Raw genomic sequence first — 14603 nt, 5'->3', positions numbered from 1 at the left:
TGCCCGATCATCCGCGCAGGGCGTCCCGGACGGCCGCGAACGCGGGATCGATGCCGGCCAGGTCGGTGCCGCCGCCCTGGGCGACGTCGGCCTTGCCGCCACCGCGACCGCCGATCCGCTCGCCCACCGTCGCGATGAGCTGCTGCGCCGACAGGCCGCGGTCGATCGCCGCGGGGTTGAGCGCGACGACGGCGGACGGCTTGTCACCGGCCGTGCCGATCACCACGACGACCGCGGGACGATCCGTGATGCGGCCACGGATGTCCAGCGCCAGCTGACGCACGTCGCCGCCGCCGACGCCCTCGGCACGGTGGCCGACGAACGCGACGCCGTCGATGTCCTCGGCGGCCTTGGCCACGTCGCCCGCCGCGCCCTGGAGCTGCGCGGTGCGGATCTTCTCGAGCTCCTTCTCGGTGCCCTTCAGGCGCGAGACGAGGTCCTGCACGCGGTGCGGCAGGTCCTCGGGCTTGGCCTTCAGCACGTCGGTCAGCTGCAGCACGAGGTCGCGCTCGCGGGCGAGGTACTGGAAGCCCTCGATGCCGGTGAGCGCCTCGATGCGGCGGTTGCCGGCACCCACCGAGGTGTCCGAGGTCAGCACGACGGTGCCGATCTGGCTGGAGCGCTCGACATGCGTGCCGCCGCAGAGCTCGCGCGACCAGGGGCCGCCGATCTCGATGACGCGGACCTCCTCGCCGTACGTCTCACCGAACAGCGCGAGCGCGCCGAACTCCTTCGCCTCGGGCAGCGTCATCCAGTGCTGCGAGACCTGCAGGTCCTCGCGCAGCGCCCGGTTGGAGACCTGCTCGACCTGGTGGAACTGCTCGGGATCGAGCGCGCTGCCCCAGCCGAAGTCGAGGCGCAGGTAGCCCGGCCGGTTGTACGAGCCGGACTGCAGGGCCGTGGGGCCGAGCACCTCGCGCAGCGCCGCGTGCACGACGTGCGTGCCCGAGTGCGCCTGGCGGGCGCCCACGCGCCACTCGTGGTCGACCTCGGCCGACAGTTCGAAGCCCGTGGTCAGCTCGCCCTCGACCACGCGCACCTGGTGCACGACGAGGCCACGGATCGGGCGCTGGACGTCGAGCACCTCGGCCCGGCCGCCGTCCCAGCGCAGCACGCCGGCGTCGGCGTTCTGGCCACCGGACTCGGCGTAGAAGCCGGTGCGGTCGAGCACGACCTCGCCGACCTGGCCCTCGGACAGCACCGGCACCGACTGGCCGCCGGACAGCAGCGCCAGCACCTTCGACTCGGTGATGAGGTTCGTGTACGCGACCCAGTCGGTGGGGCCGAACGCGTCGATCGTCTCGCGGTAGACCGTGGTGTCGGCGTGCAGGCCCTTCTTGGACTTCGCGTCCGCCTTCGCGCGCGCCTTCTGCTCGGCCATGAGCGAGCGGAAGCCCTCCTGGTCGACCGAGAGGCCCTGCTCCTCGGCCATCTCCAGGGTCAGGTCGATCGGGAAGCCGTACGTGTCGTGCAGCTGGAACGCCTGCTGGCCGCCCAGCACCGTGCCGCCGGACCTCTTCGTCTCGCCCGCGGCGACGTCGAAGATCTGCGTGCCCTTGCCGAGGGTCTGGCGGAACGCCTCCTCCTCGGCGTACGCGATCTGGCTGATGCGCGCGAAGTCGGTCTCCAGCTCGGGGTAGGAGGCCTTCATCCGCTCCATGCTCACCGGGAGCAGTTGGGGCAGCGCGGGGTCCTCGTAGCCGAGCAGGCGCATCGAGCGGACCGCGCGGCGCAGGAGCCGGCGCAGCACGTAGCCGCGGCTCTCGTTGCCGGGCGTGACGCCGTCGCCGATCAGCATGAGGCTGCTGCGGACGTGGTCGGCGACCACACGGAAGCGCACGTCGTCGGTGTGGTCGGCGCCGTACGTGCGGCCCGTGAGCTCGGAGGCACGCTCGATGACCGGGAAGACCTCGTCGATCTCGTAGAGGTTCTCCTTGCCCTGCAGCAGGTACGCGACGCGCTCCAGCCCCATGCCGGTGTCGATGTTCTGCTTCGGCAGCGGCTGGAGGACGTCGAACTGGTCCTTCGCGGTGACGTTGGTGATCTCCTCCTGCATGAAGACCAGGTTCCAGATCTCCAGGAAGCGGTCCTCGTCGGCCTCGGGGCCGCCGTCGGGGCCGTACTCGGGGCCGCGGTCGACGTAGATCTCCGAGCAGGGGCCGCCCGGTCCCTCGACGCCCATGTGCCAGTAGTTGTCCAGCAGGCCGCGGTTCTGGATGCGCTCGTCGGGCAGGCCCGCGACCCTCTTCCAGATCTCGCGCGCCTCGGTGTCGGTGTGCAGGACCGTGACCCAGATCTTCTCCGGGTCGAAGCCCAGGCCCCCGTCGTCGACCGACTTCGTGATCAGCTCCCACGCGAGCGTGATGGCGCCTTCCTTGAAGTAGTCGCCGAAGCTGAAGTTGCCGTTCATCTGGAAGAACGTGCCGTGGCGGGTGGTCTTGCCGACCTCCTCGATGTCGAGGGTGCGCACGCACTTCTGCACGCTCGTGGCGCGGTCGAACGGCGGCGTCTCCTGGCCGAGGAAGTACGGCTTGAACGGCACCATGCCGGCGTTGACGAACAGCAGGTTCGGGTCGTCGAACAGCAGCGGCGCCGAGGGCACGACCGTGTGGCCGGCGTTCTCGAAGTGGTTCAGGAATCGGCGCCGGATCTCAGCGGTCTCCATCAGTGGGGGTCCTTAGGTTCGGAGGGTTCGGTGGGCTCGGTCAGGGCGAGCCGGGGTTCGTGGTCGAGCAGGTGCTGGCGCAGGTGCTGCTCCTGGGCGGACATGCCCTCGGCCATCTCGGCACGGAAGGCACGGACGCCGGAGCCGAGCGCGGCCGCCTGGTCGATCAGGCCGGGCATGGACAGCCGGTAGGCCGCCCGCTTGGCCTTGACGCTGGAGTAGACGCCCGCCGCGGCGCCGGCGACGAACCAGGCGAGGCGGGCGCTCATGAGCCCACCCAGCCCCGGCCGCCGGGCGGTGGGGGCGGTCCGTTGGTGGCGCGGGCCGCCGCACGGGCGGCCCGCTGACGAGCTCGCTTCCGGGCGCGGTACTCACGGCGCATGAGGCCCAGGATCCGGTCGCGGCTCTCGGGACGCAGCGCGTGCGCGACGCCCGCCGCGACGATGTTCAGCCGGACGGCAGGACGCGTCATCGACGCCGACACGACCTGGTCGTGGGTGGGCTGCACGATCACGCGGCCCTCGACGACGCGCACGACCTCGAGCTCCGGCTCGCGCTCGCCCTCGCCCTTGGGCTCGGTCACCAGGACCGGCTCGAGCACCGTGCTCACCGGCTCGCCCACGCTCGCCGGCTCTCGGTCGGCCAGCGCCTTCGCCTGGCGCAGCGCGCGCACCGCGACCACGGCCGCGGCCACCGCGACGACCGCCAGGACGGCGGTGGCGACGAGCATCGCGAGCTGCACGGACATGGGAACGAGGTTACCGGTCTCGGACGATCGCGCGGATTCGGGCGAGCCGCTCCGCGATCGCTCCTTCCGCGCCGTGGGGCCCCGGCCGGTAGTAGTCGGAGCCGTCGACGTCGTCGGGCGCGTACTGCTGCGACACGACGCCGCGCGGGTCGTCGTGGGCGTAGACGTAGTCGTGCCCGTGGCCCAGCTTCTTGGCGCCGGAGTAGTGCGCGTCGCGCAGTGCGGGCGGGACGGCGCCCACCTTGCCGGCCCGCACGTCGGCCATCGCCGCGTCGATCGCGCGGATGACCGAGTTCGACTTCGGCGCCGTGGCCAGGTGGATCACGGCCTGCGCGAGCGGGATGCGGGCCTCGGGGAAGCCGATCATCGCGACCGCCTGCGCCGTCGCGGTGGCCAGCGGCAGCGCGGTGGGGTCGGCCATGCCGATGTCCTCGCTGGCATGGATCATCAGGCGGCGGGCGATGAACCGCGGGTCCTCCCCCGCCTCGATCATCCGCGCCAGGTAGTGCAGCGCGGCGTCCACGTCGGAGCCGCGGATCGACTTGATGAATGCGCTCGTCACGTCGTAGTGCTGGTCGCCCTGGCGGTCGTAGCGGACGGCGGCCTTGTCCACCGCGAGCGCGGCGTCGTCGAGGGTGATCTCCTCGTGGCCCTGGTCGGCGGCGGCACCGGCCGCGGCCTCGAGGTAGGTCAGCACGCGGCGGCCGTCGCCGCCGGCCAGCCGTACGAGGTGCTCCCGCGCCTCCTGGCTGATCGAGATCGCGCCGCCGTAGCCGCGCTCGTCCTCGATCGCGCGGTCCACCAGCACCGTGATGTCGTCGTCGGTCAGCGGCTGGAGGGTGAGCAGCAGCGAGCGGCTCAGCAGCGGCGAGATGACGCTGAAGTGCGGGTTCTCGGTGGTGGCCGCGACGAGGCTGACCCAGCGGTTCTCGACCCCGGGAAGCAGCGCGTCCTGCTGGGCCTTGCTGAAGCGGTGGACCTCGTCGACGAAGAGGACGGTCTCCTTGCCGCGCGACAGCGCCTGACGGGCGCCCGCGATGACCTCGCGGACCTCCTTCACGCCGGCGCTGACCGCCGAGACCTCCACGAAGCGTCGATCGGTCTGGTGGCTGATGAGGCTGGCGAGCGTGGTCTTGCCGGTGCCGGGAGGCCCCCACAGCAGCACGGTCAGCGGAGCGCTGCCCTCGATCATCCGGCGCAGCGGCGAGCCCGGCGCGAGAAGGTGCTGCTGGCCCACCAGCTCGTCCAGCGACTGCGGCCGCATCCGCACCGCGAGCGGCGCGCTGGAGTGGGCGTTGCCGGCGAGCGTGCCGCTGGAGTCGCGCCGGCTCGTGTCGGGCGCCTCGGGAAGGTCGAAGAGTCCGTCGGTCACCCCACGAGCCTACGGCGTCACTCCCGCGTGGCGCCTACTCTCCCGTGCGACCGTCGATGCACTCGCGCAGCAGGTCGGCGTGACCGCAGTGGCGCGCGTACTCCTCGATCATGTGGACCAGCAGGTCGCGGATCTCGACCGTGCCGGAGCGGTGATGGGGCAGCTCGCGGCCGAAGTCGGCCTCGTCGATGCCATCGAGCCACTGCTCGGCCCGCTCCACCTGGGTGCGCAGCGCGGCGAAGGCCTCGTCGACGCACTCCTGCGTGCCGACCGCGTCGTTGAAGTCCGCGTCGCTGTCCTGCTCCTTCAGGAACAGCGGTGCCTCCGACGACTGCTGACCGACGCGCACGAACCAGGTGTGCTCGACGTACGCCATGTGACGGACGAGGCCGAGCAGCGACAGCGTGCTGGGCGGCACGCTGCGCAGCGCGAGCTGCTCGGGCGAGAGGTCCTCGCACTTGCGCAGCAGCGTCTGGCGGTACTGGGCCAGGTACTCGACGTAGGTGGCCTTCTCGCCGACGGAGCTCACGCCTCGTCGGCGTTCTCGTCGTCCGCCTCGGGCTCGGCGTCGACACCGGCCTCGGCACGCTGCTCGGGCGTGATCGGCGCGGGCGCCGCGGTCAGCGGGTCGTAGCCGCCGCCGGACTTCGGGAACGCGATGACCTCACGGATCGAGTCGGCCCCGGCGAGCAGCGCGACCGTGCGGTCCCAGCCGAACGCGATGCCGCCGTGCGGCGGGGCGCCGTACTTGAACGCCTCCAGCAGGAAGCCGAACTTCTCCTGGGCCTCCTCGGCGCCGATGCCCATGATCTCGAAGACGCGCTTCTGGACGTCCTCGCGGTGGATGCGGATCGAGCCGCCGCCGACCTCGTTGCCGTTGCAGACGATGTCGTAGGCCTGCGCGAGCGAGTCGCCCGGCGTGGCCAGTGTCTCCGGGTCCTGGGGCGCGGTGAACGCGTGGTGCACCGCGGTCCACTCGCCGCCACCGACGGCGACGTCGCCGGAGTCGAGCTCGCTGACGGCCTCGAACATCGGCCAGTCGACGACGAACGCGAAGGCCCACGCCGACTCGTCGATGAGGTTCTCGCGCTTCGCGATCTCGATGCGCGCGGCACCGAGCAGCTGGCGCGAGCTCTTGACCGGGCCTGCCGAGAAGTAGACCGCGTCGCCGGGCTTCGCACCGACGGCCTCGACGAGGCCCTCGCGCTCGGTCTCGGACAGGTTCTTGGCCACCGGTCCGCCGAGCGTGCCGTCCTCCTGGACCAGCACGTAGGCGAGCCCGCGGGCGCCGCGCTGCTTGGCCCACTCCTGCCAGCCGTCGAGCGTGCGGCGGGCCTGCGAGGCGCCGCCCGGGTGCACGACCGCGCCGACGTACGGCGCCTGGAAGACGCGGAACGGCGTGTCCTTGAAGTAGTCGGTCAGCTCGACGAGCTCGAGGTTGAAGCGCAGGTCGGGCTTGTCCGAGCCGTACTTGCTCATCGCGTCGGCGTACGTGATCCGCGGGAACGGCGTCGGCAGGTCGACGTCGATCAGCTTCCACAGCGCGACGTAGATCTCCTCGGCCAGCGCCATGACGTCGTCGGGGTCGACGAAGCTCATCTCGATGTCCAGCTGGGTGAACTCGGGCTGGCGGTCGGCGCGGAAGTCCTCGTCGCGGTAGCAGCGCGCGATCTGGTAGTACCGCTCGAGCCCGCCCACCATGAGCAGCTGCTTGAACAGCTGGGGGCTCTGGGGCAGCGCGTACCAGGAGCCGGGACGCAGGCGCGCCGGAACGAGGAAGTCGCGCGCGCCCTCGGGTGTGGAGCGGGTCAGCGTGGGCGTCTCGACCTCGACGAAGTCGTGGCGCTCCAGCACGGCGCGGGCGGCCGTGTTGACCTTCGAGCGCAGCCGCATCGCGTGGGCCGGGGCGGGCCGGCGCAGGTCGAGGTAGCGATGCTTGAGCCGCGCCTCCTCGCCCACTTCCACGTGCTCGTCGATCGGGAACGGCAGCGGCTCGGAGCGCGACAGGATCTCGACGTCGTCGGCGATGACCTCGATCTCGCCCGTGGCGATCGCGGGGTTCTCGTTGCCCTCGGGACGGCGCTGGACCGTGCCGGTGACCTTGAGGCAGAACTCGCTGCGCAGCTGGTGGGCGACGTCCTCGCGGACGACGACCTGGGCGACGCCACTGGCCTCGCGCAGGTCGATGAAGGCGACGCCGCCGTGGTCGCGGCGACGGGCGACCCACCCGGCGAGCGTGACGCTCTCGCCGATGTTCGCGGCCGTCAGGGTTCCGGCGTCATGGGTGCGGATCACGCTGTCGTCTCCTTGTGGGTCACCTGCGGTCGCAGGTCGGTCTCGGGGGGCGTCCAGGCGTCGGGATCGGCCGACACCTGCTCACCGGTTCGGATGTCCTTCACCTGGTCGCCATCCTCGGTGACGAACCAGACGAACGGGATGCCGCGGCGCTCGGCGAAGCGGATCTGCTTGCCGAACTTCTGGGCGGCCGGGGCCACCTCGCACGCGATGCCGCGGGCGCGCAGGCGCTGCGCGATCGCATCGCTGCCGGGTCGGGAGTCCTCGTCGTTGACGGCCACGAGGACCGCCGACGGCACCGAGCGCGAGGACGTGATGCCGCTCGTCGTGAGCGTGGACAGCAGGCGCGAGACGCCGATCGACAGGCCGACGCCGGGGTACGTGCGCTTGCCGTCGCTGGCCAGCTGGTCGTAGCGGCCGCCCGAGCAGATCGAGCCCAGCGCCGGGTGCTCGGCCACGCGGGTCTCGAACACGGTGCCGGTGTAGTAGTCGAGGCCGCGCGCGATGCGCAGGTCGGCCGTGACGGTGACGCCCTCGACGGTGGCGCAGCCCGCGACCACGGCCTCGAGCTCGGTGAGCCCCTCGTCGAGCATCGGGTGCTCGACGCCGAGGTCGCGCACGCGCTGCACGAACGACGTGTCGGTGGTGACGATCTCGGCCAGCGCCAGGCACGCCTCGGCCTGATCGGGCGTGAGGCCCTGCTCGGTCAGCAGCTCGGCGATGCGCTCGGCCGGCAGCTTGTCGAGCTTGTCGATCACCTGCATGACGGCCGTGGGCTCGGCGATGCCCAGACCCAGGTAGAAGCCCTCGAGGACCTTGCGGTTGCTGACCTGCAGTGTCAGCGACAGGCCCGGGATGGGCAGCCCCGCGAGCGCCTCCGCCATGACGCGGGCGACCTCGACGTCGAAGTGGAACGGCAGCGTGCCGTCGCCGACGATGTCGATGTCGGCCTGCGTGAACTCACGGAAGCGGCCGGCCTGCGGGCGCTCGCCGCGCCAGACCTTCTGGATCTGGTAGCGGCGGAACGGGAACTGCAGGTGGCCGGCGTTCTCCACGACGTAGCGCGCGAACGGCACGGTGAGGTCGAAGTGCAGGGCCAGCTCGGAGGCCTCGGACTCGTCGGCGTGCAGGCGGCGGACGGCGTAGACCTCCTTGTCGATCTCGCCCTTGCGCAGCAGCGTCTCGAGCGGCTCGACGGCGCGGGTCTCGATGTTGCCGAACCCGTGCAGCTCGAAGACGCGCGCGAGGTGGTCGAGCACGACGAGCTCGACGTTCCGCTCCGCCGGCAGGAACTCCGGGAAGCCGCTCAGTCTGCTCATGACGACACCTCCGTCGAAGAAGCACGGTACGGACGCGCCGACATGAGGTGCCTGAATGGATCTCGCTGGCGCTCGATCATGCCGTCAGCTCCGCGAGGAACGGGTTCGTGGCCTTCTCGCGGCCGATCGAGGTCTGCTGGCCGTGGCCCGGCAGGACGACAACGTCGTCGGGCAGCGTCAGCACCTTGGACTGCAGGCTGCGCAGCATCTCGGCGTGCACGCCGCCGACCAGGTCGGTGCGGCCGATCGAGCCGTAGAACAGGAAGTCGCCGGAGAACATGATCTGCGAGACGGGCTCGGGGCCCGTGTAGTCGACGCGGTACGCGACCGTGCCCGGCGTGTGGCCCGGGCAGTGGTCGACCGTGAGCGTCAGGTCGCCGACCTCGATCGTGGCGCCGTCGACTGCGTCGCGGATGTCGGCGGGCTCGGAGAACTGGGACTCGTCGATCTCGCCGAGCTGCTGGCGCAGCATCGCCGCCGACTCGTTCGAGATCGCGGCCATCGGGTCGGCGAGCAGGTGCCGGTCGGCCGGGTGGATCCACAGCGGGCAGCCGTAGGCGTCGGCGACCTGCGCGGCGTCCCACATGTGGTCGAAGTGGCCGTGGGTGACCAGCACGGCCGCCGGGGTCAGGTCGTGCTCGGCGACGACGGCGCGGACGCCCTCGAAGGACTGCATCCCGGGGTCGACGATCGCGCACGGCTGGCCGGGTCCGGAGGCGACGAAATAGCAGTTCGCCTGCAGCGGTCCGGCGGGGAAGGCGGTGAGAAGCACGCCTGTCAGGGTACGCGAGGAGGACCCAGCGCCGCGAACCTCCTAGACTGACCGCCATGAGTGACTGGGGCCGCGTCGACGCGGACGGCAACGTCTACGTCAAAGAGGGCGACGGCGAGCGTCTGATCGGACAATGGGTGACCGGCGGCGACGCCGACGAGGCGCTCGCGTTCTACACGCGACGCTTCGACAACCTCGAGACCGAGGTCGATCTGCTGGAGAAGCGGATCGAGGCCGGCACCGTCTCGCCCGACGACGCCACGAAGGCGATCGCGACCATCCGCGAGCAGCTCGTCGACGCGCAGGCGATCGGCGACCTCGCGTCGCTGTCCGCGCGCCTCGACAAGCTCGAGCCGGCCCTGGGCGAGCTGCGGGCCAAGCGCAAGGCCGAGCGCGAGCAGCGCACCGCCGAGGCCACCGAGGCCAAGACGCGCATCGTCGCCGAGGCCGAGAAGATCGGCGCCGGCCAGGACTGGCGCAACGGCGCCGACCGGCTGCGCGCGCTGCTCGACGAGTGGAAGGCGCTCCCCCGGCTCAGCAAGGCCGCCGACGACGAGCTGTGGCACCGCTTCTCCAGCGCCCGCACCGCGTACACGAAGAAGCGCAAGGCCCACTTCGGCGAGCAGAGCGTCCGCCGCGACGAGGCCAAGAAGATCAAGGAGAAGCTGATCGAGGAGGCCGAGGCGCTCTCCGGCTCCACCGAGTGGGGGCCGACCTCCGGCGCCTACCGCGACCTCATGCAGCGCTGGAAGGCCGCCGGCTCCGCGCCGCGCAACGTCGAGGACAAGCTGTGGAAGCGCTTCCGCGCCGCCCAGGACGTCTTCTTCCAGGCTCGCGAGGCCGCGAACGCCGCGCAGGAGTCCGAGTTCGCCGAGAACGCCGCGGTCAAGCGCGAGATCCTCGTCGAGGCCGAGGCGCTGCTGCCGATCAAGGACCTCGAGGCCACGCGTCGCGCCTGGCACGACATCGCCGACCGCTGGGAGGCCGCGGGCAAGGTCCCGCGCGACCAGATCAAGGAGCTCGAGGGTCGCATCCGCGCCGTCGAGAAGGCGATCCGCGACGCCGGTGACCAGGAGTGGAAGCGCACCGACCCCGAGAAGTCGGCCCGCGCGGACGACATGATCACCAAGCTCGAGGACGCCATCGCCGGCATCGAGGCCGACATCGCCAAGGCCGAGGCCGCCGGCGACACGAAGAAGGTCGCGAAGCTCCGCGAGAACCTCGAGTCCCGCCAGGCCTTCCTCGACATCGCCCGCCGCACCGCCTCCGACTTCAGCTGAGGCTCCGAGCCCTTCGGGCTCCAGATCTGTAGCGCTGTCCACCCTTTTCAGCCGGTTCTGCCGGTAAAAGGGTGGACAGCGCTACACATCTCGCGCGCCGGAGGCGCGGGCTACTGGGTGACGCGGTAGGCGTCGAAGACGCCGGGGACGTTGCCGACGGCCTTGAGGACGGCGCCGAGGTGCTTGGCGTCGGCCATCTCGAAGGTGAAGCGGCTCTTCGCGACGCGGTCGCGCCCGGTGCTGAGGGTGGCCGACAGGATGTTGACGTGCTGGTCGGAGATCACCTTGGTGATGTCGGACAGCAGGTGCGGGCGGTCGAGGCCCTCGACCTGCATCGCCACCAGGAACGTCGTCTTCGCGTTCGCGATCCAGCGCACGTCCACGACGCGCTCCGTCTGGTGGGCCAGCTCGGTGAAGTTCACGCAGTCGGTGCGGTGCACCGAGATGCCGGAGCCGCGCGTGACGAAGCCCTGGATGGCGTCACCGGGCACTGGAGTGCAGCAGCGCGCCAGCTTGACCATGACGTCGCCCGACACGCCCACGACCTCGACGCCCGCGTCGCCGCGGACCGACGTGACCGAGCGGCTCGTGCGCAACGGCATCGCCGTGGCCTCGGCCGCCTCCTCCTCGGCGCCCTCACGGCCGCCGGCGAGGTCGATGACGCGGTCGACGACGTTCTGCGCGCCGACGTTGCTCTCCCCCACCGCCGCGTACAGCGCGGCGATGTCGGCGTGGCCCATCTCCTTGGCCACCGTGTCGAGGTTCGCCTGCCGGAACAGGCGATGCATCGGGAGGCCCTCCTTGCGCATCTGCTTCGCGATGAGGTCCTTGCCGTGGTCGATGGCCTCCTCGCGGCGCTCCTTCGTGAACCACTGGCGGATCTTGTTGCGGGCGCGGGGACTCTTGACGAAGTCGAGCCAGTCGCGGCTCGGTCCGGCCGTGGGCGACTTCGACGTGAAGATCTCGACGACGTCGCCGCTCTCGAGCTTGGACTCCAACGAGACGAGGCGGCCGTTGACCCGGGCGCCGACGCACGTGTGACCGACCTCGGTGTGCACGCCGTACGCGAAGTCCACGGGCGTGGCCCCGGCGGGCAGCTGGATGAGATCGCCTCGCGGCGTGTACGCGTAGACGCCGGCGTTCTGCATCTCGAAGCGCAGTGAGTCCAGGAAGTCGCTCGAGTCCTCGGTCTCGGACTGCCAGTCGACGAGCTCGCGCAGCCACACCATCTCGTTGCCGCCGGGGGCGCCCTTGGACGCCTTGCCGCCGACCGCCGCCAGCGACTCCTCCTTGTACTTCCAGTGCGCCGCGACGCCGAACTCGGCGCGACGGTGCATGGCGTACGTGCGGATCTGCAGCTCGACCGGCTTGCCCTGCGGGCCGATCACGGTGGTGTGCAGCGACTGGTACATGTTGAACTTCGGGACGCTGATGTAGTCCTTGAAGCGGCCCGGGATCGGGTTCCAGCGCGCGTGCAGGACGCCGAGCACGGCGTAGCAGTCGGCCACGTCGTCGACGAGGATGCGCACGCCCACGAGGTCGAAGATGTCGGAGAAGTCGCGGCCCCGCACGAGCATCTTCTGGTAGATCGAGAAGTAGTGCTTCGGCCGGCCCGTGATCTTCGCCTTGATCTTGGCGTGCCCGAGGTCGGAGTTCACGTCGCGGATCACGCGCTCCAGGAACGCCTCGCGGGACGGCGCGCGCTCGGCGACCAGGCGCACGATCTCGTCGTAGACCTTGGGGTGCAGGGTCGCGAACGACAGGTCCTCGAGCTCCCACTTGATCGTGTTCATGCCCAGGCGGTGGGCCAGGGGCGCGAAGATCTCGATCGTCTCGCGGGCGATGCGCTCCTGCTTGTCCTGGCGCAGGTAGCGCAGGGTGCGCATGTTGTGCAGGCGGTCGGCGAGCTTGATGACCAGCACGCGGATGTCGCGCGCCATCGCGACGACCATCTTGCGGATCGTCTCGGACTGGGCCGAATCGCCGTACTTGACCTTGTCGAGCTTCGTGACGCCGTCGACCAGGTGCACGACCTCGTCGCCGAAGTCCTTGCGCAGCTGCTCGATCGTGTACGAGGTGTCCTCGACCGTGTCGTGGAGCAGCGCGGCGCACAGGGTGGGCGCGGTCATGCCGAGCTCGGCCAGGATCGTGGCGACGGCCAGCGGGTGCGTGATGTACGGGTCGCCGCTCTTGCGCTTCTGACCCTCGTGCATCGCAGCGGCGACCTCGTAGGCCTTCTGGATCGCGGTGACGTCGCCCTTGGGATGCGTGTCGCGGTAGACCTTGATGAGCGGGTCGAGCACCGGGTTGCCGGCGCCGGTGGACCGGCCGCCGATCCGCGCGAGGCGGCTGCGCACGCGCGAGGACGTCCGCGCCGAGTCAGGTGTCCTGGACTCGGCCGGCTTCGTCGAGGATCCCTCGGTCCGCTCAGCCACGCGTGCCTCCTTCAGTCCATCCTACGGAGGCCCGGTCAGAGCGCGCCGGAGATCACCGACGCGAACACGCCGAGCACGAGCGCGGCGATCGCGATGATGGCGACGATGCGGACGGTGTTCTGGCTCATCAGTACTCCAGGAGTGCGGTCAGGGCGAGGTCGCCGAGGGCGTCGCGGCCGCCCAGGGCGGGCAGCTCGATGAGGACGAGCCCGCCGGCGACCTCGGCGCCGGCGCGCTCGAACAGGCGCCGGGAGGCGGCCAGCGTGCCGCCCGTGGCGAGGACGTCGTCGACGAGGAGGACGCGGGCACCCTCGGTGACGGCGTCGGCGTGGATCTCCACGACCGCCTCGCCGTACTCGAGGGAGTAGTTCTCCGCGAGGGTCCGCGCCGGCAGCTTGCCGGCCTTGCGGACCGGCACGAGGCCGATGCCGAGCGCCTCGGCGATCAGCGGCGCGAGCAGGAACCCACGGGCCTCGACGCCGGCGACGACGTCGAGCGGGCCGAATGCGCGCGCGGCGTCGACGAGGGCGTCGACGGTGGCGCGCAGGCCCTCGGGGGCGGCGAGCAACGGGGTGATGTCACGGAACGTGACGCCGGCCTCGGGCCAGTCCTCGATGGCGCGCACGAGGCGCGCGGCGACCTCGGGGAAGTCGCTCATGCCTGGGGGTCGATCACTTCGGCGACCGCGGCGCGGGCGACGGTGATGACGACGCCGGGCGCGACCTCGAGGTCGATCGTCTCGTCGGCGAGGCTCTGCACGGTGCCGTGGATGCCGCTGCTGATCATGACGCGGGCGCCCGGCTGGAGGGCGTCCTGCATCTGGCGCAGCTCGGTGTACTGCTTCTGGCGCGCACGCATCGGCCGGATGATCAGCAGGAAGAAGACGACGGCAAGAAGGAGGAGGGGAATCAGGTCAGCGGGACTCATCCCGATCGATTCTAGGGGTCGAGCCCCGCGCGGATCTCGTCGAGTATCCGGGGAGGGAACTCGGTCGTCGCGCGACACCGCTCGACGAGGTAGACGATCTTGTTCAGCCGCGGCCCGGGGAGGTCGATCGAGCGCCGCGCCAGCGCCGGGCGCAGGACGTTGCGGTCGAAGGCGCCGTCACTCGGCTCGGGGATGCCACGCCACGTCGCGAACGCCGTCTTCAGGTCCCCGTGGGCGACCACACCGTGTGGCGGCGAGAGCGCCACGGCGAGCGCTCCGACGAGCCACCCGTCATCGCCCTCCAGCGCGGCGACGCCCAGCTGCACCGTCCCGGAGCCCTCCGTCGGCGCCTGCTGCGGTGTCTCGATGTCGAGCGTCATGACCAGGTCCGGGAAGCGCAACGACACCTCGGTGCGTGTGTGCGGCAACGACAGGTGCTGGCCGGCCGCGGGGACGGTGATCTCGCCGGTGCCGGTCCTGACCTCGACGATCGCGCCGTTCGCGCGCTGGCCTCGGTAGAGCGCCGGGCGGTCCGCCGAGGCCGTGAGCACGAGGGCCGGGTCGCTGACGTACGGCAGCCGCACGAAGACGAAGCACGATCCGTCGATCTCCGTGGCCGCGACCAGCCGGTCCGTGGGCAGGTCCATCCGGCGGGCGACGACGCACCGCTGCCCCGGCTCGAGCTCGGCCGTGCCGGACGGGCCGGCGTCGGTCGACCAGGCGATGCGCATGTGAGTCCCCTCGCGCGGAACGTGTTCCACGGCGGCTCGACACCACCGATCCGGGGGCC

General features: G+C 71.1%; 13 protein-coding genes. 1 reads left to right on the top strand and 12 read right to left on the bottom strand.

What is annotated here, in order from left to right; genetic code table 11:
• Positions 1 to 7: 7 nt before the first annotated feature.
• The 8 genes from alaS to BJ975_RS05890 form a co-directional block, all read right to left on the bottom strand.
• Positions 8 to 2665 (bottom strand): alanine--tRNA ligase, encoded by a 2658-nt coding sequence (gene alaS, locus BJ975_RS05925; RefSeq protein ID WP_179424258.1) that lies wholly within the window; start codon positions 2663 to 2665, stop codon positions 8 to 10.
• Complete coding sequence (locus BJ975_RS05920) at positions 2665 to 2934, bottom strand: DUF6167 family protein (RefSeq protein WP_179424257.1); 270 nt, start codon at positions 2932 to 2934, stop codon at positions 2665 to 2667. The genes alaS and BJ975_RS05920 overlap by 1 nt, the downstream gene beginning before the upstream one ends.
• The gene (locus BJ975_RS05915; protein ID WP_179424256.1) at positions 2931 to 3413 is read right to left on the bottom strand and encodes a hypothetical protein; all 483 of its coding nucleotides are present in this window, start codon (positions 3411 to 3413) and stop codon (positions 2931 to 2933) included. Before BJ975_RS05915 ends, BJ975_RS05920 begins: the two co-directional genes overlap by 4 nt.
• 10 nt (positions 3414 to 3423) lie before the next feature.
• The gene (locus BJ975_RS05910) at positions 3424 to 4785 is read right to left on the bottom strand and encodes a replication-associated recombination protein A (RefSeq protein WP_269302368.1); all 1362 of its coding nucleotides are present in this window, start codon (positions 4783 to 4785) and stop codon (positions 3424 to 3426) included.
• A gap of 34 nt (positions 4786 to 4819) precedes the next feature.
• On the bottom strand, positions 4820 to 5314 hold the full coding sequence (locus tag BJ975_RS05905) for a DinB family protein (protein ID WP_179424255.1): 495 nt from the start codon (positions 5312 to 5314) through the stop codon (positions 4820 to 4822).
• On the bottom strand, positions 5311 to 7080 hold the full coding sequence (gene aspS / locus BJ975_RS05900; RefSeq protein ID WP_179424254.1) for an aspartate--tRNA ligase: 1770 nt from the start codon (positions 7078 to 7080) through the stop codon (positions 5311 to 5313). The genes BJ975_RS05905 and aspS overlap by 4 nt, the downstream gene beginning before the upstream one ends.
• A complete protein-coding gene (gene hisS / locus BJ975_RS05895; RefSeq protein ID WP_179424253.1) occupies positions 7077 to 8399 on the bottom strand; it encodes a histidine--tRNA ligase in 1323 nt (440 codons plus the stop codon). The genes aspS and hisS overlap by 4 nt, the downstream gene beginning before the upstream one ends.
• Before the next feature lie 76 nt (positions 8400 to 8475).
• A complete protein-coding gene (locus tag BJ975_RS05890; protein ID WP_179424252.1) occupies positions 8476 to 9171 on the bottom strand; it encodes an MBL fold metallo-hydrolase in 696 nt (231 codons plus the stop codon).
• A gap of 56 nt (positions 9172 to 9227) precedes the next feature.
• On the opposite strand from BJ975_RS05890, the gene BJ975_RS05885 reads away from it, so the two are divergent.
• The gene (locus BJ975_RS05885) at positions 9228 to 10451 is read left to right on the top strand and encodes a DUF349 domain-containing protein (RefSeq protein ID WP_179424251.1); all 1224 of its coding nucleotides are present in this window, start codon (positions 9228 to 9230) and stop codon (positions 10449 to 10451) included.
• Positions 10452 to 10561: 110 nt separating this feature from the next.
• Here BJ975_RS05885 and BJ975_RS05880 read toward each other — a convergent pair whose 3' ends face one another.
• From BJ975_RS05880 to BJ975_RS05865, 4 genes are all read right to left on the bottom strand, one after another.
• Positions 10562 to 12886, bottom strand: coding sequence for a RelA/SpoT family protein (locus BJ975_RS05880; protein WP_395487554.1), 2325 nt, complete (start codon positions 12884 to 12886; stop codon positions 10562 to 10564).
• A 127-nt stretch (positions 12887 to 13013) separates the two neighbouring features.
• On the bottom strand, positions 13014 to 13544 hold the full coding sequence (locus BJ975_RS05875; protein WP_179424250.1) for an adenine phosphoribosyltransferase: 531 nt from the start codon (positions 13542 to 13544) through the stop codon (positions 13014 to 13016).
• Positions 13541 to 13813 carry a preprotein translocase subunit YajC gene (yajC, locus tag BJ975_RS05870; RefSeq protein WP_179424249.1) on the bottom strand — a complete coding sequence of 91 codons (273 nt, stop codon included), beginning with the start codon at positions 13811 to 13813 and terminating at the stop codon, positions 13541 to 13543. The genes BJ975_RS05875 and yajC overlap by 4 nt, the downstream gene beginning before the upstream one ends.
• An 11-nt stretch (positions 13814 to 13824) precedes the next feature.
• Positions 13825 to 14544 carry a hypothetical protein gene (locus BJ975_RS05865; protein ID WP_179424248.1) on the bottom strand — a complete coding sequence of 240 codons (720 nt, stop codon included), beginning with the start codon at positions 14542 to 14544 and terminating at the stop codon, positions 13825 to 13827.
• Between the last annotated feature and the right edge of the window lie 59 nt (positions 14545 to 14603).

The sequence above is a fragment of the Aeromicrobium tamlense genome (assembly GCF_013408555.1).
In the GTDB taxonomy this organism is placed as follows: domain Bacteria; phylum Actinomycetota; class Actinomycetes; order Propionibacteriales; family Nocardioidaceae; genus Aeromicrobium; species Aeromicrobium tamlense.
The sequence above is the reverse complement of the archived record's forward strand: the minus strand, read 5'-3'. Positions and strand labels throughout refer to the sequence as shown.

What these genes read in the sequence shown, in the direction of transcription:
- alaS (WP_179424258.1), bottom strand. Translation starts at nt 2,665, where the DNA reads ATGGAGACCGCTGAGATCCGGCGCCGATTCCTGAACCACTTCGAGAAC.
- BJ975_RS05920 (WP_179424257.1), bottom strand. Translation starts at nt 2,934, where the DNA reads ATGAGCGCCCGCCTCGCCTGGTTCGTCGCCGGCGCCGCGGCGGGCGTC.
- BJ975_RS05915 (WP_179424256.1), bottom strand. Translation starts at nt 3,413, where the DNA reads ATGTCCGTGCAGCTCGCGATGCTCGTCGCCACCGCCGTCCTGGCGGTC.
- hisS (WP_179424253.1), bottom strand. Translation starts at nt 8,399, where the DNA reads ATGAGCAGACTGAGCGGCTTCCCGGAGTTCCTGCCGGCGGAGCGGAAC.
- BJ975_RS05885 (WP_179424251.1), top strand. Translation starts at nt 9,228, where the DNA reads ATGAGTGACTGGGGCCGCGTCGACGCGGACGGCAACGTCTACGTCAAA.
- BJ975_RS05875 (WP_179424250.1), bottom strand. Translation starts at nt 13,544, where the DNA reads ATGAGCGACTTCCCCGAGGTCGCCGCGCGCCTCGTGCGCGCCATCGAG.
- yajC (WP_179424249.1), bottom strand. Translation starts at nt 13,813, where the DNA reads ATGAGTCCCGCTGACCTGATTCCCCTCCTCCTTCTTGCCGTCGTCTTC.
- BJ975_RS05865 (WP_179424248.1), bottom strand. Translation starts at nt 14,544, where the DNA reads ATGCGCATCGCCTGGTCGACCGACGCCGGCCCGTCCGGCACGGCCGAG.